At 35.7% G+C, this 22,772-nt stretch carries 22 protein-coding genes; 10 read left to right on the forward strand and 12 right to left on the reverse strand.

Annotated features, from left to right (window positions below):
- The first annotated feature begins 35 nt into the window (after positions 1-35).
- The 4 genes from BLQ00_RS11315 to BLQ00_RS11330 all read left to right on the forward strand — a co-directional run bounded on the left by BLQ00_RS11315 (position 36) and on the right by BLQ00_RS11330 (position 3,526).
- A complete protein-coding gene (locus BLQ00_RS11315; RefSeq protein ID WP_139149397.1) occupies positions 36-755 on the forward strand; it encodes a hypothetical protein in 720 nt (239 codons plus the stop codon).
- Between the two features lie 103 nt (positions 756-858).
- A complete protein-coding gene (prfA, locus tag BLQ00_RS11320; RefSeq protein ID WP_093144368.1) occupies positions 859-1,935 on the forward strand; it encodes a peptide chain release factor 1 in 1,077 nt (358 codons plus the stop codon).
- Positions 1,936-1,944: 9 nt separating this feature from the next.
- The gene (gene pyrF / locus BLQ00_RS11325) at positions 1,945-2,763 is read left to right on the forward strand and encodes an orotidine-5'-phosphate decarboxylase (RefSeq protein WP_093144370.1); all 819 of its coding nucleotides are present in this window, start codon (positions 1,945-1,947) and stop codon (positions 2,761-2,763) included.
- Positions 2,753-3,526, forward strand: a complete 774-nt coding sequence (locus tag BLQ00_RS11330) for an ABC transporter substrate-binding protein (protein WP_093144372.1) — start codon at positions 2,753-2,755, stop codon at positions 3,524-3,526. The genes pyrF and BLQ00_RS11330 overlap by 11 nt, the downstream gene beginning before the upstream one ends.
- Here BLQ00_RS11330 and BLQ00_RS11335 read toward each other — a convergent pair.
- Both BLQ00_RS11335 and BLQ00_RS11340 read right to left on the reverse strand, forming a co-directional pair.
- Entirely contained in the window at positions 3,523-4,233 is a 711-nt protein-coding gene (locus tag BLQ00_RS11335; RefSeq protein ID WP_093144374.1) for a DUF4197 domain-containing protein, read from the reverse strand. The genes BLQ00_RS11330 and BLQ00_RS11335 overlap by 4 nt on opposite strands.
- A gap of 86 nt (positions 4,234-4,319) precedes the next feature.
- The gene (locus BLQ00_RS11340) at positions 4,320-5,249 is read right to left on the reverse strand and encodes a T9SS type A sorting domain-containing protein (RefSeq protein WP_139149398.1); all 930 of its coding nucleotides are present in this window, start codon (positions 5,247-5,249) and stop codon (positions 4,320-4,322) included.
- 167 nt (positions 5,250-5,416) lie between these two features.
- Here BLQ00_RS11340 and BLQ00_RS11345 point away from each other — a divergent pair, with 167 nt between their 5' ends.
- The 3 genes from BLQ00_RS11345 to BLQ00_RS11355 all read left to right on the forward strand — a co-directional run bounded on the left by BLQ00_RS11345 (position 5,417) and on the right by BLQ00_RS11355 (position 9,983).
- Entirely contained in the window at positions 5,417-8,842 is a 3,426-nt protein-coding gene (locus tag BLQ00_RS11345) for a methylmalonyl-CoA mutase family protein (protein ID WP_093144378.1), read from the forward strand.
- A 176-nt stretch (positions 8,843-9,018) separates the two neighbouring features.
- Positions 9,019-9,507: a type II RES/Xre toxin-antitoxin system antitoxin gene (parS, locus tag BLQ00_RS11350; RefSeq protein ID WP_093144379.1), complete on the forward strand. Its 489-nt coding sequence runs from the start codon at positions 9,019-9,021 to the stop codon at positions 9,505-9,507.
- A complete protein-coding gene (locus BLQ00_RS11355) occupies positions 9,507-9,983 on the forward strand; it encodes an RES family NAD+ phosphorylase (protein ID WP_093144381.1) in 477 nt (158 codons plus the stop codon). The genes parS and BLQ00_RS11355 overlap by 1 nt, the downstream gene beginning before the upstream one ends.
- A 2-nt stretch (positions 9,984-9,985) precedes the next feature.
- Here the strand turns inward: BLQ00_RS11355 and BLQ00_RS11360 are convergent, their stop codons facing one another.
- Positions 9,986-10,381 (reverse strand): hypothetical protein, encoded by a 396-nt coding sequence (locus BLQ00_RS11360; protein WP_093144382.1) that lies wholly within the window; start codon positions 10,379-10,381, stop codon positions 9,986-9,988.
- A 127-nt stretch (positions 10,382-10,508) separates the two neighbouring features.
- Between BLQ00_RS11360 and BLQ00_RS11365 the strand changes: the two genes are divergently transcribed.
- A complete protein-coding gene (locus tag BLQ00_RS11365) occupies positions 10,509-10,952 on the forward strand; it encodes an Lrp/AsnC family transcriptional regulator (RefSeq protein WP_093144384.1) in 444 nt (147 codons plus the stop codon).
- A gap of 115 nt (positions 10,953-11,067) precedes the next feature.
- Here the strand turns inward: BLQ00_RS11365 and BLQ00_RS11370 are convergent, their stop codons facing one another.
- The 3 genes from BLQ00_RS11370 to BLQ00_RS11380 form a co-directional block, all read right to left on the reverse strand.
- On the reverse strand, positions 11,068-12,291 hold the full coding sequence (locus BLQ00_RS11370; RefSeq protein ID WP_093144385.1) for an MFS transporter: 1,224 nt from the start codon (positions 12,289-12,291) through the stop codon (positions 11,068-11,070).
- 221 nt (positions 12,292-12,512) lie between these two features.
- On the reverse strand, positions 12,513-13,145 hold the full coding sequence (locus BLQ00_RS11375) for a hypothetical protein (RefSeq protein ID WP_093144387.1): 633 nt from the start codon (positions 13,143-13,145) through the stop codon (positions 12,513-12,515).
- Positions 13,146-13,147: 2 nt separating this feature from the next.
- Entirely contained in the window at positions 13,148-13,795 is a 648-nt protein-coding gene (locus BLQ00_RS11380; protein ID WP_093144388.1) for a hypothetical protein, read from the reverse strand.
- 77 nt (positions 13,796-13,872) lie between these two features.
- On the opposite strand from BLQ00_RS11380, the gene BLQ00_RS11385 reads away from it, so the two are divergent.
- Entirely contained in the window at positions 13,873-14,481 is a 609-nt protein-coding gene (locus BLQ00_RS11385) for a DUF1684 domain-containing protein (protein WP_093144390.1), read from the forward strand.
- Here BLQ00_RS11385 and crcB read toward each other — a convergent pair.
- A complete protein-coding gene (crcB, locus tag BLQ00_RS11390) occupies positions 14,478-14,849 on the reverse strand; it encodes a fluoride efflux transporter CrcB (protein WP_093144391.1) in 372 nt (123 codons plus the stop codon). The two genes, BLQ00_RS11385 and crcB, sit on opposite strands and share 4 nt — an antisense overlap.
- A gap of 5 nt (positions 14,850-14,854) precedes the next feature.
- Positions 14,855-15,916 (reverse strand): SRPBCC family protein, encoded by a 1,062-nt coding sequence (locus BLQ00_RS11395; protein WP_093144392.1) that lies wholly within the window; start codon positions 15,914-15,916, stop codon positions 14,855-14,857.
- Between the two features lie 190 nt (positions 15,917-16,106).
- Between BLQ00_RS11395 and BLQ00_RS11400 the strand changes: the two genes are divergently transcribed.
- Positions 16,107-18,146 (forward strand): dipeptidyl-peptidase 3 family protein, encoded by a 2,040-nt coding sequence (locus BLQ00_RS11400; protein WP_093144393.1) that lies wholly within the window; start codon positions 16,107-16,109, stop codon positions 18,144-18,146.
- A gap of 150 nt (positions 18,147-18,296) precedes the next feature.
- On the opposite strand, the gene BLQ00_RS11405 is transcribed toward BLQ00_RS11400, so the two are convergent.
- The 4 genes from BLQ00_RS11405 to BLQ00_RS11420 are packed head-to-tail and all read right to left on the reverse strand — an operon-like array spanning position 18,297 to position 22,768.
- Entirely contained in the window at positions 18,297-19,082 is a 786-nt protein-coding gene (locus BLQ00_RS11405; RefSeq protein WP_093144395.1) for a hypothetical protein, read from the reverse strand.
- The gene (locus BLQ00_RS11410) at positions 19,058-20,230 is read right to left on the reverse strand and encodes a CHASE2 domain-containing protein (protein WP_093144396.1); all 1,173 of its coding nucleotides are present in this window, start codon (positions 20,228-20,230) and stop codon (positions 19,058-19,060) included. Before BLQ00_RS11410 ends, BLQ00_RS11405 begins: the two co-directional genes overlap by 25 nt.
- Positions 20,223-20,918, reverse strand: a complete 696-nt coding sequence (locus BLQ00_RS11415; protein WP_093144663.1) for an ion transporter — start codon at positions 20,916-20,918, stop codon at positions 20,223-20,225. The genes BLQ00_RS11410 and BLQ00_RS11415 overlap by 8 nt, the downstream gene beginning before the upstream one ends.
- Before the next feature lie 44 nt (positions 20,919-20,962).
- Positions 20,963-22,768 (reverse strand): sel1 repeat family protein, encoded by a 1,806-nt coding sequence (locus BLQ00_RS11420; protein ID WP_093144398.1) that lies wholly within the window; start codon positions 22,766-22,768, stop codon positions 20,963-20,965.
- Positions 22,769-22,772 lie beyond the last annotated feature (4 nt).

The raw sequence follows: 22,772 nt of genomic DNA on the forward strand, positions 1-22,772 counted from the left end.
TTATGTAAAAGTATAAATACATATTGAAGGTTCGTTTGATACAAAAAGAATACAAAAGAGTTTTGGCAATTGTTGCTTTAATCTTGCTTGCTTTTAGTATTGGAGTACATCACGAAGAAAATTATTTTTTATACCGCATGCTTCGAGCGGTTTGTTGCTTTGTCTTTCTTGGGTTTCTTCTGTATTTTAAAAAGAGAAAAGAGAATCCTCTGTTAGTTTTATTTCTTCTATTTTATGGATTATCAAGCTTCATTGTAGTTTGGTATGAAAAAAATACATTGGCAATTATATCTCTAATCTTTAATTTAATTGCCGTTTTAATACTAATTCGCGCAATTTTCCCGAAAGTGAGTTTTAAGAAAATGAATTCATATTTTATAAGCTTGCTAACGGTTTTAGTTCTTTTCAATGGGTATTTGTTGTATGAGTTTGTTTACATGACAAAAGATTATACGTTTAGTAGTGCTCACTATGCATTAATACTTGTAGGCTCTATGAGTTTACTGGTATTATGTTTTTTAGCCCTACTTTATAATTTTTTACATAGTACAAAAGCATCTCTTATATTTGCGCTTTTCGTATTTGCAATTCTTTTTGCTGAAATATTTAGAGCTATTGGTTATTATGATTTTGCATATGGCAATGCGGCGGTTTATATCTCTAGGTTTTTATTGCTTACCAGTCTTTATTTATTAGTAAACTACTGTATGATAGAGAAGGTTGAAAGTGAAAAATTGAGTCAACGTATATTTTAATTATTCTATTTTTTCTTTCTATAAAATCAATAGATTTCATTTTAGTTTTCTTTCCTTCAGTTATAGTTATTTATCGTAAATTTGCTACGATTATAAAATTTTTATGTTAGAAAAGCTTCAAATAGTAAAACAACGATTCGATGAGGTAAGTGACCTTATTATCCAGCCAGATATAATAACAGACCAGAAACGGTATGTTCAGCTTAATAAAGAGTATAAAGATCTTCGCACTTTAATGGATAAGCGGGGAGAATATTTAGAACTTACAAATAATATATCCGAATCTGAAGAAATTATTTCTGACGGAAGTGATGCTGAAATGGTTGAAATGGCCAAAATGCAGTTAGAGGAAGCGAAAGCTAGAATCCCGCAACTTGAAGAGGAAATAAAATTTTTATTAGTTCCTAAAGATCCAGAAGATGCTAAGAATGCAGTGATGGAGATTCGTGCAGGAACAGGTGGAGATGAGGCAAGTATTTTTGCAGGTGATTTGTATAGAATGTACACAAAGTATTGTGAAAGTAAAGGGTGGAAAACCAGTGTTGTAGATTTTAGTGAAGGTACGAGTGGAGGTTTTAAAGAAATTCAATTTGAAATAGAAGGTGATGATGTTTACGGAACGCTTCGTTTTGAAGCAGGGGTTCACCGTGTGCAACGTGTACCACAAACCGAAACACAAGGACGCGTACATACTAGTGCTGCAACAGTGATGGTTTTTCCTGAAGCGGAAGAATTTGACGTTGAAATTAATCCGAAAGATGTGCGTATAGACTTTTTCTGTTCATCAGGACCAGGTGGGCAATCTGTAAACACAACTTATTCTGCAGTTCGATTAACACACGTTCCTACAGGATTGGTTGCGCAATGTCAAGACCAGAAATCACAACATAAAAACAAAGAGAAAGCATTTAAGGTGTTACGTTCTCGTTTGTATGATATGGAGTTAGCCAAAAAACAAGCCGAGGATGCGCTTAAGCGTGGTTCTATGGTAACTAGTGGTGACCGTAGTGCTAAGATTAGAACGTATAATTATCCGCAAGGACGTGTTACGGAACACCGTATTGGGCTAACATTATACGATTTAAGTAATATTATTGATGGCGATATTCAGAAAATCATTGATGAGCTTCAGTTGGTGAGTAATACTGAAAAGTTAAAAGAATCTGGAGAGACGTTTTAATTAGGAGCTATGACAACCAGCGATCTTGTACAACAAATTCAGAATAAAAAATCATTTTTATGCATCGGCTTAGATGTGGATATAGACAAGATTCCAAAACATTTATTAGACGAAGAAGACCCTATCTTTGCGTTTAATAAGTCTATTATAGATGCGACACATCATCTTGCAGTTGCTTATAAGCCGAATACTGCTTTTTATGAAGCCTACGGATTAAAAGGTTGGAAGGCGCTTGAAAAAACCATACAATACTTAAATACAAATCATCCCGATATTTTTACCATAGCCGATGCAAAACGCGGTGACATAGGCAATACATCTACCATGTATGCAAAAGCATTTTTCGAGGACTTGGGCTTTGATTCTGTTACGGTTGCTCCTTATATGGGTAAAGACTCTGTAGAGCCTTTTTTGGCTTTTACAGATAAGCATACAATACTTTTAGCACTTACCTCTAATAAGGGAGCATTCGACTTTCAAACCAAAATGGTGGAGGGTACAGAGGTGTATAAAACAGTACTAGAAACTTCAAAAACGTGGGTTAATAGTAAAAATCTAATGTATGTTGTTGGTGCTACTAAAGCTAAATTTTTGGCAGATATTCGAAAGATTGTTCCAGATAGTTTTTTACTAGTTCCTGGTGTAGGAGCGCAAGGTGGGAGTTTATCAGAAGTTTGTAACTACGGAATGACAAAAGATATTGGATTGTTAATTAATTCTTCTCGCGGAATAATATACGCTTCTTCAGAAACTAATTTTGCGGAAGCTGCTGCAGCGGAAGCAGTCAAACTTCAACAACAAATGGAGGCTATTTTAAATGCTCGTTAAGGACCAATTAAATAGAGCTGTTGATCTTCCTGAAATTCCTAAAAGAATTGTATCTCTCGTCCCTTCTCAGACAGAATTATTAGTTGATCTTGGCCTAGCTTCAAAGTTAGTGGGGGTGACTAAATTTTGTGTACATCCTCATAATTTGCGAAAAGAGAGCACTGTTGTTGGGGGTACTAAAAAAGTAGATTTTGATAAAATCCGAAAACTTCAGCCCGACATTATTATTTGTAACAAAGAGGAGAATACCGAAGAAATTGTAGCTTTTTGTTCGGGTATTGCGCCGGTATGGGTGAGTGATATTTTTACTTTAGACGATGCGTTAATGATGATTTCTCAATTAGGTGAAATTTTTAATGTTTCTGAAAAAGCTTCCGAAGTTTGTGTTACTATATCTAAAGAAGCGGCTTTGTTTTCAGTATATATGAAGGATAAGCCCGTTAAAAAAGTGGCATATCTTATTTGGAAGAATCCTTATATGATTGCTGGAAAAAATACGTTTATCAATGCAATGTTAGCGCAAAATAAATTTGAGAATATTCTTTCCGATGCAAACACAAGGTATCCAGAAGTGTCACTTTCAGAATTAAGAAAAGTAGATTTGGTGTTACTGTCTTCAGAGCCGTATCCTTTTAAGAAAAAGCATATTAAAGAAATTAAAAAAGCACTTCAAAAAGAAGTGCTTTTAATAGATGGTGAGTATTTTAGTTGGTATGGTTCAAGATTGCAAAATGCTTTTACTTATTTTAAAAGTTTGCATTAATCTTGAAGCGCAAATACTTGTTGTAAGAGCGTTGTAGTTCTAGATGATAAGTTTGTTCTTATTTGTTGTTCTTCTACGCCTATCATCTTATAAACCCCTTTTAAAGCTTCTGTAGTAACATAGTCAGTTAGGTCTGGATTAACTTTTTGTACAAAAGGAATTGTATTGTATTTGGTAATAATATTTGTCCAAACTTGATCTGCTCCAACCTTTGAAAAAGAGTTTTTAATTACGGGGTTAAATTTCGAGTATAGAACTGTGTTGGTTTTTCCTTCTAAGTAGCTAGTTGCTGCTGTGTTATTTCCTAATAAGATGTTTTTTGCATCCGCAAATGTAATTTGTTTTACTGCGTCTACAAAAATTGGGGTTGCTTCACCTACAGCATCTTCTGCCGCTCTATTTAAGACCTTTAATCCTTCGTCTGCAAGACTTCCAAGTCCAATGTCTCTAAGTGTCTTATCTACCTTTTGAAGTTCTGCGGGCAGCAAAATTTTAACCATTGAGTTTCCGTAAAAACCATTTTCTTGGGTAAGTTTACTTACTTGTTTGTCAATACCTAGATCTAATGCTTGGCGTAATCCAGCCGCAATGTCTAGGGTTCCGGTTCCTGTTTGTCCATTAGGTAAAGTGTTTACAACTTGTTGCAGCTCAGCACAAGAGACGCTCATAAAGCATAGGCAGATTAACGCAATTTTTTTATAAAACATAGTGTGGTAATTTTAATGTAAAGGTAAAAAAAAGACCCTTCATTTTGAAGGGTCTTTATAGTTTATAAGTTTAAAAATAAGAAGTCTTATTTAATAACTTTGATAGTTTTAGAAGCATCTCCGATAGTTACTTGTACTAAGTAAGCACCAGAAGAAAGAGCGCTCATGTCAACTTTTGGAGAAATAGCAGCTGGTTGTGATTGAGCTACAACTTTACCAAGAACGTCATAAATAGTTACTGCGTCAACAGCTACTTTAGAGCTAATGTTAAGTACATCTTTTACTGGGTTAGGGTAAACACTAAATGAATCAGCGTCAAAATCACTAACACCACCTTCAGCAGAAAGAGTTACATCATCTAAGTAGTACTCATTGTTTGCGTCGATAGCGAAAAAGTCGATACCACCAGCAGTAACATCAGCATCAAATGGTTGAGGAGCTAAAGTAGTTCCATCAACAGTCATTGTCCATTGTAGGTCAAGTAAGTTGAATTCAATACTAATTTCAAACCAAGTATTTTCTGGGTAATTCCACTCGTAAAGAGCAGTTGGGTCATCTACGTTACCGTATGCACCACCTAAACCAGGAGCTCCAGCAGCAGATTGTGTGTTGTTGAAAACTAAGTTTGGAGAGTTAAATACTCCACCACCACCACCACCAGCTCCGCCGGTTGCGCTTGTTTCACCTTGTAAGTTAAAGTATCCAGTTTTTCCAGTTGGAATAAACATAGAGAAAGTACTAGTCCAAGTACCTGTTGTTTTGTTTCCGAAAAGTAACATTACATCTTGTGGTCCTTCACCAGCACCAACATATCCAGATTGGAATCCAGATTGAGCTTCGATATCTACAACAGTAAGATCTTCTCCTGTGTTTGGATTACCAGACCAAGTGTCCCAATGATCAGATTGAGATCCCATTTCACCTAGGTTGTATGATTCCATATCATCATTAAACTGAGCGTTTGCTGATACAGAAAATGCCATTACAGTAATAGCTAATAAGTAAATTTTTTTCATAATGTTGAAATTTTTAATTGTTATAATAATGACTTGCAATATACAAAAAAAAAACAAAATAATACCATTAGGGTCTGTTTTTTTTCAGACTGATAATACGATAAACAATAGGACAAGTTATTAGCTTTTATGTAAATTTGCAGCTTCAAAAGCTATATCTTTTAACAATGCAACAAGAAACACCGTATATACCTAAAAATAAAGTAAGAATTGTAACTGCAGCTTCTCTGTTCGATGGACATGATGCCGCTATTAACATTATGCGCCGTATCATACAGTCTACGGGTGTGGAAGTGATACATTTAGGACATGACCGGAGTGTAGAGGAAGTGGTGAATACAGCCATACAAGAAGATGCAAATGCTATTGCTATGACTTCCTATCAAGGAGGGCATAATGAGTACTTTAAGTATATGTATGATTTGCTAAAAGAAAAGGGAGCAGAGCATATCAAAATCTTTGGTGGCGGTGGCGGTGTCATTTTACCTTCTGAAATTGAAGAATTGATGGCTTATGGGATTACCCGTATTTATTCGCCAGACGATGGAAGATCTTTAGGATTACAAGGAATGATTAATGATTTAGTCAAGACCTCCGATTATCCAATTGGAGATGCCTTACATGGAGAAGTTGATAAACTTTCAGAAAAAGAACCAGGTGCAATTGCTCGTGTTATTTCTGCTGCTGAAAATTTTCCTGAAATTGCGAAAGATGCGCTTCAAAAAATTCATGAAAAAAATAAATCTATTTCAACACCAGTCCTTGGAATTACAGGAACAGGTGGATCGGGTAAGTCGTCATTAGTCGATGAGTTGGTACGTCGTTTTTTAATAGATTTTCCTAAAAAAACTATTGGTTTAATTTCGGTCGATCCTTCCAAACGGAAAACAGGAGGAGCATTGCTTGGAGATCGAATTAGAATGAACGCGATTAACTCACCACGTGTATATATGCGTAGTTTGGCTACAAGACAGAGTAATCTAGCTTTGTCTAAGTATGTGGCTGAAGCAATTCAGGTGTTAAAAGCAGCGGAGTACGATTTAATTATTTTAGAAACATCGGGTATTGGACAAAGTGATACCGAAATTTTAGAGCACAGTGATGTCTCGTTATATGTAATGACTCCAGAATTTGGAGCAGCCACACAGTTGGAAAAAATTGACATGCTCGATTTTGCTGATTTAGTAGCGATTAATAAATTCGATAAAAGAGGTTCGTTAGATGCGTTGCGGGATGTTAAAAAACAATACGTGCGTAACCATCAATTGTGGGAAACTCCGCAAGAAGAGCTGCCTGTGTATGGAACCATTGCTTCTCAGTTTAATGATCCTGGGATGAACAAACTGTACAAAGCGGTCATGGATGAAATTGTTTCTAAAACAGCTTCAGACTTGGTGAGTAATTATGCAATTTCAGATGAAATGTCTGAAAAGATTTTTGTGATTCCTCCAGCACGGACACGTTACCTTTCAGAAATATCTGAAAACAATAGAGGGTATGACAAAAGAGCTGATATACAAGCTGAAGTTGCTCAAAAATTATACGGAATATTCAAAACCATTGAGTCTGTTTCAGGAGCGATACCTACATTAGATAAAGCAGGAATCGTAAGTGAAGCTATACCTACTTCCGAAGAAAATAAAGACCTTATTAAATTACTTTTAGCTGAGTTTGATAGAGTGAAACTGAATCTTAATCCGTACAACTGGGAAGTAATTACAGGTTGGGACGAAAAAGTAGCAAAATATAAAAATCCTGTTTATACCTTTAAAGTTCGTGGCAAGGAAATCAATATAAATACGCATACCGAATCACTTTCGCATTCACAAATTCCGAAGGTTGCTTTGCCTAAGTACAAAGCGTGGGGTGATATATTGCGTTGGACGCTTCAGGAAAATGTTCCCGGGGAGTTTCCGTATACTTCAGGGTTGTATCCATTTAAAAGAACAGGTGAAGACCCTGCACGTATGTTTGCTGGGGAAGGTGGCCCAGAACGTACCAACCGTCGTTTTCATTATGTGAGTATGGGAATGCCTGCAAAACGACTTTCAACAGCGTTTGATAGTGTGACATTATATGGAAATGATCCAGATCTTCGTCCCGACATCTACGGAAAGATAGGGAATGCAGGAGTTTCTATTTGCTGTTTAGACGATGCAAAGAAGTTGTATTCTGGTTTTGATTTAAGCCACGCAATGACTTCAGTAAGTATGACGATTAATGGACCCGCACCTATGTTATTAGGGTTCTTTATGAACGCGGCTATCGATCAGAATTGTGAAAAATACATCAAGGAAAACGGTCTTGAAGACGAAGTAGAGGCTAAAATAGCCAAACTATTTAAAGATAAAGGGATTGACAGACCGGCATATCAAGGTGAAATGCCTGAGAGTAATAATGGTTTAGGTTTAATGCTGTTAGGCGTTACTGGAGATCAAGTGTTGCCACAAGATGTGTATAATAAGATTAAGGTTGAGACCTTAATGCAAGTTCGTGGAACGGTTCAGGCAGATATTTTAAAAGAAGATCAAGCACAAAATACCTGTATTTTCTCTACGGAATTCGCGTTGCGATTGATGGGAGATGTACAGGAATATTTTATAGAAAAGCAGGTTCGTAATTTTTATTCGGTTTCAATTAGTGGATACCATATTGCTGAAGCGGGTGCGAATCCAATTACGCAGTTAGCGTTTACACTTTCTAACGGATTTACGTATGTGGAGTATTACTTAAGTCGTGGAATGGATATCAACGATTTTGGTCCTAATTTATCGTTTTTCTTTAGCAATGGAGTAGATCCAGAATATTCTGTATTTGGTCGTGTGGCTCGTAAAATATGGGCGAAAGCATTGAAAGAGAAATACGGAGCGAATCCAAGAGCGCAAATGTTGAAATATCACATTCAAACTTCAGGACGTTCGTTGCATGCCCAAGAAATTGACTTTAATGATATTCGTACAACGTTACAGGCCTTGTATGCAATTTACGATAACTGTAATTCGTTACACACGAATGCGTATGATGAAGCAATTACTACGCCTACTGAGGAAAGTGTGCGTCGTGCGATGGCAATTCAGTTAATTATCAATAAAGAACTAGGATTGGCGAAAAATGAAAATCCGATTCAAGGATCATTTATTATTGAAGAACTTACCGATTTGGTAGAAGAAGCTGTTTTAAAAGAGTTTGATAGTATTACAGAACGTGGCGGTGTGTTAGGTGCTATGGAAACCATGTACCAACGCAGCAAGATACAAGAAGAGAGTTTGTATTACGAAACATTGAAGCATAACGGTGAATTTCCAATTATTGGAGTGAATACTTTTTTAAGCAGTAAAGGATCTCCAACGGTATTGCCTGCGGAAGTAATTCGTGCTACGGAAGAAGAGAAAATGTATCAAATTAATATGTTGAAGAACCTTCAAGAAGGAAATAGTTCTTTCACGGAAGCTGCTATTCAAAAGATTCAGCATGCTGCCATTCATAATGAAAACATATTTGAGCAACTTATGGAAGCAACAAAAGTGTGTTCATTGGGTCAAATTACATCGGCCTTGTTTGAAGTAGGAGGTCAGTATCGCAGAAATATGTAATTATGTATTGCTTCGGAAAGTTGTAAGACGAAGTAGTTTCAGAAGTAATAAAGAGGGGCTTTTAAATACTAAAAGCCTCTCTTTGTGGTTTTTGTAGTTAATGTTTGTGTTAAAGTAGTAGCGCGAAAACAATAATAACGACAAAATTTTGTATATTTGTGACAAATGTCGTGATTATGAGAAGTCTGAAAATTCAAAACTTGGTAAAAGAGCCCAAAGCATTCTATGGGTTGCAAAATAAATACGATCGAATTGTTAGTGTGTTAGGAGGAAGTGTTAATGTAGGGCACGCAATTAACAACGATATAGATCTAATCGAAATAACACGTAAAGGCTTGCCTAAGTCTGTAGTGGCAACCATTGGTAGTATTTTGGGTATTTCTATGGAGCGAATGAGTAATCTTATTCATGTGTCGCACAGAACTATTCAGCGTAAGCATGACGATGAGCTTCTTAATGTGTACAGTACAGAGCAAATTCTAGAAATAGCCGAAGTTATATCAAGAGGGATAGAGGTGTTAGGTTCTATTGAAGCGTTTACAGCTTGGTTGCACAAAGATCTTAGAGCTTTAAACTATGGCAAACCTCTCGATTTTTTAGATACCAGTTTCGGTACAAATCTTATTAAAGATATTCTAGGTAGAATAGAACACGGTGTTTATTAATGGCTGCTATTTTGAAGGTATATCGATTGGCTAAAAATAATTTCATTAATGATTTAACGGGTGAAGGTGCTCGTTTGTATGGTGGTCGATGGAACAAGAGAGGAGATGCGTTGTTGTATTTTTCTGAACACTTGTCATTATGCGTGCTAGAGCTTCTAACGCGTATCGACTATGATTTAATTACAAAAGAGTATTCGTATATAGAAGCTGAAGTTCCATTAGGATTAATTGAGTCGCTTACAAAACCTGAAAAAGTGGTTAAAGGGTGGCGTGACAATCCGCCCGTATCACGCACACAAGATTACGGTTCTACTTGGATAAATTCTAAGAGTAGTTTGGGACTAAGTGTTCCTTCTGCTGTATTACCTAAAGAGTTAAATATTTTAATTAATCCGTTACACAAGTCGTTTTCAAAAATAAAAGTATCAAAATCTTTTCCTTTAGATTTAGATGCTCGTGTATTGAATTCAAAATAAGTTTAGAGGGTTAACATCCAGTTACGGTGTAGTTTTCTAAATTTTTTCAATTCTTTTCGTAGAATTGGCAGAAAATCTTTTCCATTGCTGTGACTGTGCTCTAGGCGTTCACAATTTTTATACAATGAATTTGTAAGACGGATAACTGAAGCCGCATATTTATGTTTTTCTTCAGCAAAGGGTTGGCTCTCCGCTTTTAAAATCTGTGGTGCTAGCGAAACAGATTGTTGTACAATATCTCCAGTAAAATAAATACTAGGATCGTCTTTTCCATTTTTGTGTAATGGCGCAAGATCGTGCACTAAGTACGAAGAAATGCTCCTTGAGAGCATGAAAATCTCAAGTGCCTTCTTGTATAGCGGCGATTGCGGAAAATTGTTAGGTAGGGCAGGCATCATTTGTATTCTTATTCTTGTTTCAAAGCATCCCAAATTTAACAACAAGACTTGATAATAAACTATCGATTTTAAAGTAAAATTGTATATTTACTTTAAATAATATGTTTTATTTTATTAATTCATTAAAATGAAAATAGATTCACTTAACTGGAATATTTTAAATTGTCTACAAGAAAATGCACGTATGTCGAATGCGGAAATTGGGAGAAGAGTAGGTATTAGTTCTCCAGCTGTAAACGAGCGTATTAAAAAAATGGAGGATGCTGGAATTGTGAATGGATATAAAACGGTAGTCTCTCCTTTTGAAACAGGATATCAGCTAAAAGCGATTATTACATTACGTGCTTTTATGGGGAAATTAAAACCTTTTTTAGAGAAAGTGAAAACGTATGATGAGGTTCTCGATTGTTATCGAATAACGGGGAATGAAAATATTGTGATGGTAGTTGTTTTAAAAAACCAAAAACATTTAGAATCCTTTATCGATCAGTTAATTTCTTACGGAGAAACCAAAACTCAAATCGTGTTATCGCATGTGGTAGCCAACAAAGCGATTAAACGAATTTTCTAACAACCTTTTACGATGTAAATATTCAGTTGTAGTACACATATTATTTTCTTCGGAAGCAGCTTTAGAGCTAAAAATACTTCCGAAGAAAAAGAAATACCACACATTTTCTTACGAATTAAGTGGTTGAAAATTTTGGAGAATTTTTCAGCAATCGATACAACCATAAGGTCAATACTGACACGGCTATTAAAAACAAAAAGATATACAGCCAAGTTTTGTCGAAGGAGAAGTATTCGACCATATTCATTCCAGCATTATGTCCAAAAATGTGTGAAAAAGAAAAGCTCATACTATACAAACCCATATAGCTTCCTTTTCTTCCTTTGGGTGCCATTTCTAGCGCCAATGCATTAGAAAAAGGAGAACCAATCATTTCGCCTAAAGTCATCAAAATCATAGCAATTACTAAAACGCCACTCCAAGAAGTAATATTAAGAACAATAAAACTTAGGGCAAGTAATAGAACGCCCCAAAAGGTAGCGATTGATTTAGAGATTTGTTTCTTTTCAAGCCATGTAACGAGCGGCATTTCAAAGATGACAATAAGGGCTCCGTTTAAGAAAAACAACCACCCAATGAGATCCTCTGTTAAAAAATGCACCTTTTCATAATATAGAGGCATGACACTAAAATATTGAACAAACATAATCCCGTTTGCTACCATTATGATGAAAAACAACATAAAGAATCCATTTCGATAGGGTGAAACACCTTCTTTAATTTTCACTACTTCTGAAACATCTTCTTTCGATTTTTTAGGTTTCAATAATAAGAATAAGCTTATTGAAGCGACAATGCACGTAAGTCCGTCAATCCAAAATAAGGAAGCATAGCTAATTGAAGCAATTATAATTCCGCCAATAAGTGGCCCAATTGAAAAGCCTAAGTTAATGGCCAATCGAATTAATGTTATGCTTCGTGTTACATTTCCTGGTTTGCTGTACGCATCTGCTGCTACGAAAATAGCAGGACGATAGGCGTCTGCAATAAATATTAAAGAGAATATCGCAGCACAGAATCCGTAAAAAGTATTAATATACTGAAGTAGTACAAAGCCAATCCCACTCAGAAATAAACTGGCAACAATTACTTTGTAAAAGCCAATGCTATCGGTAAGCTTTCCCCCAAGCCAAGTGCCTGCAAGAGAGCCTAGTCCAAAGGAGGTCATAATCCAACCTACTTGTGGTAACGTAAATCCTTTTGCATTTACTAAATAGAGCGATAGAAAAGGAATTACCATCGCACCTGCTCGATTTATAAAAGTAACTAACGATAGGAACCATATTTCTATAGAGAGCCCTCGAAAGTTGTTTATGTAGTTAGTGTATATTTTTTTCATGGTTGGTTAGTTAGGTATAAAAATAAAACGTCCGGCGATTAGGCCGGACGTTTTTATATTGAAATAATTTATTCAGTTATAACAAATACAAACAACTCCGGCCTCTAATTGAGGTTACAGAATACTTTCTATTGATATATTGAATACGAATCATTTATCTTCTTGGTTTATAGCAAATGTAGCAAAAAAAGTAATTAGCCGATAAAAAAATAAAAAATGTGTTAATCTAGAACTCTTTTTAAGGCTTGTGAGAGTTTATAAGCTCCTTTTACATAGGCTTTACCCACTCGTTTAAAACTAGGCCAGTTAGACAAATCATAGCTTTTGTTATTAATTCCCATCGCTCTTTTAATTGTTGTGTTAAATAATACTGTTGTTGGTGTTGCGGTTTCATAAAAAGAAACATCCATAGAAACTTTAGCGGGTACTTTTCCAATAACAACATTGTATCCAAAATACATCCAAACAGTGTTTATTTTCATGGTATACTTGGCGGAGGGATTGTTACTGCTAAACGTGGGATGATTTTTATAGTTAGCTGTTCTTTCATTAAGGGTTTCAATAAAAAGTCTGGGCCAGGCTTCTTTTTTAGATGTTTGATAGGTGCTTACCCATTGCGCAGCAACTGTTTCATCTTTCCGTTCTGAAACTTTGTCGAATTGTTGTTTTAAGAAGGCTTCTTCGGTAATTGGGTCTTCGTAAAATTCGGTACCTTCAAAAGAGAAGACAACGTTTACGTTTTCTTCCGAAGCCAGAAAAGCAAGTGCTTTTTTATCTATATCAATGTGTTGGGCGATGCTTATTTTCGAAATGAATGCAAGCAAAAGTAGGAGTAAAATAGTTTTTGTAGGCATTGTTATTTTTTTACAACCCTCTTTAAGGCTTTGGCTAAATTAGGAGCAACTCTTTCGTATACATTTCGCATGCTTGCAAGCGACGGTCTAGGCCATTCTTTATTTCTGTACCGACTATCGTTGTAAAGTCCTTCTCTTTTTTTAAGCTTCGATAGGGAAAGGTAGTTTTCAGCATCGGATGTTTTATAAAAGTAAATGTCCATAGATGCTTTTGCGGGTCTTTTTACAATTCCGGCATCGTATCCAAAATTCATCCAATGTGTATGCACCACAACAGTGTACTTGGTTGTGGTATCATTTAAAACAAAAGCTGGAGCATTTCTTAGTTTTCCAAGATCGCTATTCAATTTAGAAATAAATGTTTCTGGCCAACTTTGTTTCTTCGCTTTTTTATAATCAGCAACCCATTTTTCAGCCATTTCAAGATCTCCATATTTCGTGACTTTTTCATGAATGTGCTGTAAGAATTCAGCCTCAGGTAGGTGTTTTCCGTTGAATGATAGTTCGTTGTACGAAAAAATTACGTTAATTCTTTCTTCGGAAGCTAAGCCAGCGAGGGCTCTTTTGTCGATACCTATGTGTTGCGCAACCGCATATTGAAAGGCAAGTAGTAATGTAAAAGAAATGAGGTATTTCCAACTGAAAGTCATTGGTGAGGTTTTTTCAAAAATAGAAATAAAACTGAAGTATCAAATACTTTAGTAATTTTACTTTAAATTGTACTTCTATGAAATATGTATTATTCCTTTCGGTTTTTTTTATTTGTTTGTCATGTGGAACTGCTAAAAAAAGATTTTTAAAAGAGTCTGTAGCGCATCAAGCTTCAGAAAACAAGGATTTTTTAAATTCTGAATCGACCATTTTAACTGCGGAAGACTTTAAATCTTTTAAGGGCTTGGAGTTTTATCCTATAGACCTTGCGTATTGTATTGAAGCTGATTTTGTACGAACGCCAGATGAAGTGCCTTTTTTAATGCGTACTACTACCGATAGATTGCCAGAGTATGTAAAATATGGAGAAGCACATTTTACGCTTCAAGGAAAACAACTAAAGTTAAATTTATTTCAAAGTACTGCTCCGTATGATGAGCCTGGTTATGAAGATTATCTCTTTTTGCCTTTTACCGATTTAACAAGTGGGGATGGGTCGTATGGTGGTGGTCGATTTTTAGATGCTAGAATTCCGAAGGGAGATAAAATTATATTAAACTTTAATAAAGCGTACAATCCGTATTGTGCGTATAATTCTAGGTATTCGTGTCCTATTCCTCCAAAAGAAAATGATTTGTTAGTTCGTATTGAAGCGGGTGTAAAAGATTTTGGAGACCATCATTAGGCAAAACGCGTAAGCCAAATCCCTAAAAATACAGCTGCAAAGCCAACGACAAAGCTTCCGCAAGTATAAAGCGCAAAGGTCATGAAATCTCCTGATTTTAAAAATACATGATTTTCATACGCAAAGGTTGAAAACGTTGTAAAACCGCCACAAAAACCGGTCGCTAAGAATAAGACTGTATTTTGGGAGAGCGTATTTTGTTTTAAGGCCAATCCGAGAATAATACCAATAAGTAAGCTTCCTAAAATATTAGCAGCAAAGGTGCCATAAGGGATTCCAGTTTCAGAACTATTTAAATATCGTCCTATCCAGTAACGTAATGTACTACCTAATCCGCCGCCTAAAAAAACGAGTACTAATTGCTTCATAATACTTAATTGGGAGCTCCTTCAGTTACAATGGGCATGTAAATTTCGGTCACCCAATCGGCCGGATTTGGTACAAGACCAGGGTCGGTACTATATACTTCAAACATTTTAGCCGTAGGATGTGCAATCAAATTGTTGGTTGCCATGTACTCCTTCGCTTTAGCATACGCTTGTGGTAGGTTGTCGTAGTTTCCTTTTAAAGTGGTTTTTAGGGCAGTTACAGGTTCCATAGCGCCACATAAAACAGGGCTTCCTTGGGGTGTAATTATTTTTTCTGCGACAGGAATACAAGCAGAGAATATCACCGTTCCGTTTGCTTCGTCTATCTGATTGTAAATGGTAAAAGGCATTCCGGCCATTGTAAGATTGTTTTCTTCCATATACCCAGAAATTTGCCCGAGCATGGATCCCATTTTCTCCCCAACTTCATTGAGTTTTGAGGCTGTAGTATTGAACATATAATAGCCGCCATTATAAGTCGTAATTCCATCCACATTAACAGTGAACTTTTTCATTTCTTCAGTAACTACTGCTTCCAAATTGGTTAATCCTTCTTGAAACATTTTTGAGATGCCAGTTTCCATATCATCTTTTTGAAAAGCCATAAATACTTTTTCCATAAAAGATTGTTCTCCTTTCATTCCCCAAGTGACTTTGGTTATTCCTGGAGTTTCAGAAGTATCAAACCTCCAATAAACATCACTTTTAGAATCTCCAATAGGAGTGTTGAATGTGATTTTTTGATCAATTTCTTTATTTGGAATTACCTTAACGGTCTCCATAGCTCCTTTTCCAACCTGCATATGATCACTACTCCATGAGTAAGCAGCGCCTTCACCTTCCGTTTTTTCGGCATAGGTAACTTTGGTGTTTGGGTCTAATTTTGCCCAAGGACCCCATTCTTGCCAGTTTTTATAATCTTTTACATTGTTGTAAACTACTTCGGCAGGAGCATTTATCATTTTGCTTTCTGCAACATCAAAGCTTCCGTCTTTAGTGCCAAAATATATAGCGCCACCTATTACTACAATAAGAATAAGGAATAAAAGATATTTTAAAATTTTCATGCGGGTAGGGAAATTTGGATTATTTGTGTTAAAGATACTTAATTTTTATATGCAATAGGAAATTTCAGAGTCGGTTTGTAGTAAAGATGGTTCCTTCAGACTATTTTTTAGAATTGAAGCGGTGAACTTTCAGAAGTGAAAAAAGCAGCTTTAATTTTGTTACATTTGTTGAAAACTTAAACTATATAAAATGAAGAATACTTTTTTTATAGCAGCCGCTATGAGTACTGTTTTGTTTTTCTCTTGTAAAGAAGTACAAAAGGACACGCCTGAAGCAGAAGTTGCTGAGGTTAAAACAGACGATTTTGATTATCAAGTAGAGCAATTTGCAGATATTAAAATATTGCGTTACCAAATTCCAGGATGGGAGAATTTAACGCTGAAGGAACAAAAATTAGTGTACTATCTTACCCAAGCTGGATTGGCGGGACGTGATATTATGTGGGATCAAAACTATCGCCATAACCTTACAATTAGAAAGGCATTAGAAAATGTGTACACTACGTATAAAGGGGATAAAACTTCTGAAGACTGGAAGAATTTTGAAATCTATTTGAAGCGTTTGTGGTTTTCTAACGGAATTCACCATCATTACTCAAATGATAAAATGAAACCAGATTTTTCTTCAGACTACTTAAATGGAATTTTAGCGGAAACAAATACAACCTTAGAAGGGGAAGCGTTCGACGTTTTGTTTAACGATAAAGATGCTAAAAAAGTAAATCAAGCAAAAGGTGTGGACAACGTTGCACAGTCTGCCGTTAATTTTTACGGTCCGAATGTAACCAATGCAGATGTTCAGAAATTTTATGGAGCTAAAAAATCTCCAAATCCAGATAAGCCTTTGTCATATGGTTTAAACTCTCAATTGGTAAAAGAGAATGGCGTTTTAAAAGAGCGTGTGTATAAATCTGGAGGATTATACGGAGCAGCTATCGATAAGATTGTAGAATGGTTAGAAAAAGCACACGGAGTAGCCGAAAACCAAGCGCAAGCAGATGCTTTGGCTTTATTAATTAAATATTACAAAACGGGAGATTTACAAACTTGGGACGATTATAACGTTGCTTGGACTGCTGCTACGGAAGGTAATATAGATTACATCAACAGTTTTATTGAAGTTTACAATGATCCATTAGGGTACAGAGGTTCGTATGAGTCTATTATCCAAATTAAGGATTTTGACATGTCTGAAAAAATGGCGGTATTGTCTGAAAATGCACAATGGTTTGAAGATAATTCACCATTAATGGAAGCGCATAAAAAGAAAAATGTAGTAGGTGTTACTTACAAGGTTGTGAGTGTAGCTGGAGAAGCAGGAGATGCATCACCAAGTACTCCAATTGGAGTTAATTTACCAAATGCAAACTGGATTCGTGCTGCCGTAGGTAGTAAATCAGTATCATTAGGAAATATTATCAATGCGTATAACAATGCAGGAAATTCTGGTCGTTTAAAAGAATTTGTAAATGACGAAGAAGAATATGCATTAGAAGAAGCATACGGTCAAGTAGGAGATAAATTACACACAGCATTACACGAAGTAATTGGTCACGCTTCTGGGCAATTAAATCCTGGAGTTGGTGAAACAAAAGAAACGCTTAAAAATTATGCATCTACTTTAGAAGAAGGGCGAGCAGATTTAGTAGGTCTTTACTACTTGTACAATCCAAAATTACAAGAACTTGGTTTGGTTGATGACTGGAAAAAAGTGGGAATGGCTGCGTACGACGGATATATTCGTAACGGTTTAATGGCTCAATTAATTCGTTTGAATTTAGGAGATGATGTAGAAGAAGCACACATGCGTAACCGTCAATGGGTTTCTGCTTGGGCGTATGAAAAAGGAAAAGCAGACAATGTAATTGAAAAGATTACACGTGATGGTAAAACGTATTACAATATTAACGACTATGAGAAACTACACGGTTTGTTTGGTGAGTTATTGCGTGAAACGCAACGTATAAAATCTGAAGGAGATTATGCAGCTGTTGAAGCATTAGTTGAAGGATACGGTGTAAAAGTAGACCAAAAATTACATGCTGAAATTTTAGAGCGTAACAAGCAATTTACATCGGCACCTTACAGTGGTTTTGTAAACCCTGTGTTAGTTCCTGAAATGGATGAAAATGGTGAGATAGTAACTGTTAAAGTAACACAGCCAGATTCATTTGAAGGGCAAATGTTAGACTATTCTAAAGGGTACAGTAATTTACCTGCAGTGAACTAGTTTTAAGAAACTACCTAAAATTAAAAACCTCCTTGATGCTAATTCGAGGAGGTTTTTTTATAAAACAAAAAAATTGGTTAGTTGTGTAATTCTGATTTTGTGTAAAAATACTTTTATGTTAAAACTAATACCATCCCTAGTATTGGGTATTTATCTGCAAAATTGAAAGTACTCACAAAGTGATTCGTCAATTTCTTCGGAAGAAAACCCGTTCGATTTTAATTCTTCAATTACGATAAAATAATCTTTAGAACGTTCTTCTTCTTGAAACTGATTTAGATAATCGAAGGAGTTAAATTTTACGCGATTAAAATCGGGGTATTTTTCATAGGCAATTCCCCATGCATACGATTCTCCTTTTACCAATAAGGAGTTGTTTTGGTACAGAGTAATGCTCGTTCCTTCCGTCTTTATCTTTACCATGGTATTATTTCGCTTGTTTTTCAGAAAAAAATAAGTGTATGTTTCTTCTGTGTTTTCATTCCAAACAAAATTAATTTCGTTAGCAGCAATGGCAGTGCTGTCTAAAGGAGTAATGAGGAAATCCATAATACCTTCACGATATACATTTCCTGTATGGTTTTTCGTTCTATTTTTATCGTTTATTTGCTTCCAAACATAGGAGAAATACTTTTTTGAAAGTCCTTCTTTATCTTCGTCTTTCTGATATTCTTTTACTTCGGAAACGGTGTACTTTTTAGCTTGATCTAGTTGGTACATGAGTCCTTTCGTGTCTAATAGAATGACAGTGTCCTTAGCCTTTAAGATTAAGTTCCCTTCCGAAAAAACGGCCCCTTTTTTAATTGGTTTTGTTGTGTTTTTTATGGCTAATACAGGAGCTCCTTTTGTTTTAAAAACCGCATATTCTTGTGCGCTTAACTGATTAGAAGTAGCAACAAGAAGTACAAATATTACTGAAAGAAATAGCTTTTCCATTTGTATTTTTTATTAAAATAGTTTGCAATGATTTTATATAATCCAATTAAATCGACACTTACTACCACGATACTAATTATCACTTCTGGTTTGAATAAAATATGGTGTTTGTACAACCATAATGAAAACCAAAGAAGGAGTACTGTAAAGAGTAGCTGTGTTAGTTTTTTACTCAACGTATAACTTGCTGGGTTTTTGGTGCTAGAAACCATGAAAATTGCCAGGAAGAAAAATGTTAGCACAGAAGAAATAAGCAATACAAGCCAAAAGGGAGTAGTGGCAATAAACTCTTCATGCAATAACATATTAATAATATTTGCATGCACTAAAACACCAAACATATCGGGAGCGCTCTTACCTACTAGTCCTTTGTTTAAAGGAGTGAAAAATTTGTCTTCTATGTCGTAGTCACTTCCATGCGGCGTACCCAAATAGCCTAACAATACAATCTTATCTTTCAGAAAAGGAATGCGTTCTTGCTCCATGCATTCATCGTACGAAAATGTAAAAAAATCATCCTGCGTTCCTTGGTAGCTAATAGGGGTTGCCTTTTTAAGTCTTTGTTCTAATCTCTTGTTGTAATTAGAGTCGTTTTTAAAGGCTTTTGCGACTAGCGTGGAGAAAGAGTATTCTTTGGTGTTGTTTATCGTTTTAATGCCTTCAAACGTTCTAATTACATTGTTTTTACGGTCAAAGTTGAGGTTCGAATAGCCTAATTCATTTTTATTCTGGTTAAAGATAGGAGCATTATACACCCAATGGTCTGTAATAAACGCTTTGGAAAGGATGACGTTGTCTTCAGAAAAACTTTCAACCAAAAGCGAATCGATAAACGGTTCTCTTTCTTCAGCAAATATAATATCGAGTCCGATTACCTTAGGTTCTTGTTGTTTTATATGCTGAAGGAGTTCGTAAATTTCAAGTCTGTCACGTTGTTCTATATTAACAATGACAATGTCTTTTAGCGGCTCCTTTTTCTCCATTCTTTCTGAATAATACAAGTCTAGAAAAGAAAAATCTTTGAAGGCTCCCGTAAACGGATTGAAAATGGATAAGTTGAGAATAAGATTTGAAACACCCCATAGAAACACTAAGGACAACAAAAGACAAAGAAACGCATCTCTAAAAAGAAGTTTGGTTTTACTCATCTGAAGGTGTGTTTACTTTGGTCGATTTAGACAAGGCTGAAGCCACAATTCCCGCTGGAACCGTAACAATACCTAAGCCAATGATAAGAAGGAAAAAAGTGAAAATTTTCCCTCCTAGTGTTATTGGATATACATCTCCATATCCTACCGTTGTTAGGGTTGAGATAGCCCACCATAAACTATGAAATATGGAAGAAAATTTATCAGGTTGCGCTTCATTTTCAAAAAAGTAAATGCCCACTGCCGATAAATACAGAAGGATGAGTGTGACTAATAAAAATAGAATAATCTCTTCTTTGGCCTCTTTCGCAGCATCTTTAAAATGATTGAGTGCTTTGTTGTAACGCATCAATTTGAAGATTCTAAAAATTCGAAATACTCGAAATACGCGAATAGATCGTAAGTCTATACCCAAAGTGATGTAAAACGGAAGTATGGCTAGAAGGTCTATAATTCCGTAGAAACTAAAAATATAATGTAGTTTTTTAGGAGCGTAATACAGACGAAGTAGGTATTCTATAGAGAAAATAACAATGCAAAATACTTCAAAATAGCGCAATGCTTTTCTAACATCAGGACTTAAATCTGGAAGTGTTTCAATCGAAAAACTGACCAAAGAAAGAATAATAAGTATTTGGATAAAAAGAGCAAATTGCCTTCCTATCTTCGTATCAAGATTGGTTATCATGTTTTTTAAGTTGTGCATTATTGGGGTTGTTTAGCACTACTGTTTTACCATTTTCCTAAGCGAGTGAGGTAATTGATAGAATCTGCATGTCCTTGTCTGGCTGCTTTTTTCCACCAATCGTACGCTAGGTTTTTGTTTTTTGAAACACCTTTTCCTTTGTATAACATCCAACCTACTTTAAATTGAGAATGCGCATCTCCTTTTACAGCAGCTTCCATGTATAGCGAATAAGAATCGGCGTACATATCATTGTTAAAGTACGAATCGGCTTTGACTATTTTCTTGGCAAGACTTTCAGAGTCGCTCTCAATCACTTCTTTTTTAACGACAGGCGTTGGTTTATTAGCATTCTTTTTTTCAATGTCGTTTAATTTTGAAAGTTCTGCGGTGGCTTCAGAAAGATTGTTTTCCTCTGCTTTTGTTAACCAGAAACGAGCGTTGTCAAGGTTTTTTACAACTCCAGTTCCATTCCTATACATAAGTCCTAATGCGTATTGTGCTTTCGCATTATTAGATTGTGCAGCTTTAATAAATAATTCGGCAGCCTTTGAAGCATTTGCCGTTGTTCCTTTTCCTTCAAATACTAAATACCCTAATAAATACTGTGCTTCTGTATTGTTGTTGTTCGCTAACGGAGAAAGTAGATCTACCGCTTTTGTGTACTCCTGATTTTGAATGTGTAATTCACTTTGTGTTATTGCTTCGGAAGGTGTTAAACCCGCTACTTCATTTTCGATTTTCTCGAATTCACTCGTTGCGATGATTTCAATAATATCACGCTTTTTGTTTTCATCTGTAGATCGCGTTAAAAACTGATTTCCTAAACTAATGGCATTGTCGTATTCTTTGTTTTTGTAATACACTTTACTCAGGTTGTACACTACAAGAGGGTTTGCGAAGAAAGCAGTACTTTTAGAAGGTGATTCAGCATACAACGTGCTAATTTGCTTGATACGGTTAGATTTGTCTAATCCTTCAATGCTGAGGTAGTTAATGTACGAATCCATTGCTTTTTCTTCGTTCTCCATTCCGTAGTAACAAATAGCTTCAAAATAACGAATGTCTTCTGTGTAGCCCTTGTAGTACTTCGGACCTCTTGCTAAACGCAATTGCTTTAATGTTTTTTGATAATCTTCCTTAGTTAAATTACTGCTAGACGAAAGTTTTTCGTCAATTTTAGAAACCAATATTTTAGCAATTTCACTTACTTCTTTGTCTTTTACCTGAATGGTAAGTTGTTTGTTCGAAATTGACTTCCAACCTGCTTCTGCTTGTGCAGCTCTATCCGCTCTTGCAGGATGTGATGACGTAGCATTTGTGCCCATTTCATTAGTTACGGCTAATGTTTCTTCTAGAGTGGCGCCAAGATTTGCTAGAGCTCTTCCAGCAAAATAATCTGCTTCCAATTCAAATTTATGATTACTAGTACCATTGTTCAAACTATGACCGTTTAGATGGTGTCCAATTTCATGCGCTAATACAAATTGTCCAGACCAATCGTTAGACGTATCATCTACAATACTTTTCAACCATTCGGCATCATAAATAATGTATCTAATTTCGTCTCCGTTTCTATTCGGAAGCATTTTTGCAATCGCATTGCTTATGTTAGAACACTGCTTTAATTGAAATCCACCGTTAGAAACTCCAGCAGTTTGTACAATTTGATTTACAATATTTTCTACTTCTTTTGGCGTATCCATGAAGGCTGCTCCAGAGTACACCGATTTACAAATCTCATCTACTTCTTCTTCATCTTCTGCCAGGACTACATCTTGGAAATTTTGTGCAATAAGTATTGGGCTTGTTATGAAAAAGGCGAAAAACCAAATAAGCGCTAATTTTTTCATGGTG

This window comes from Ulvibacter litoralis (assembly GCF_900102055.1).
In the GTDB taxonomy this organism is placed as follows: Bacteria; Bacteroidota; Bacteroidia; order Flavobacteriales; family Flavobacteriaceae; genus Ulvibacter; species Ulvibacter litoralis.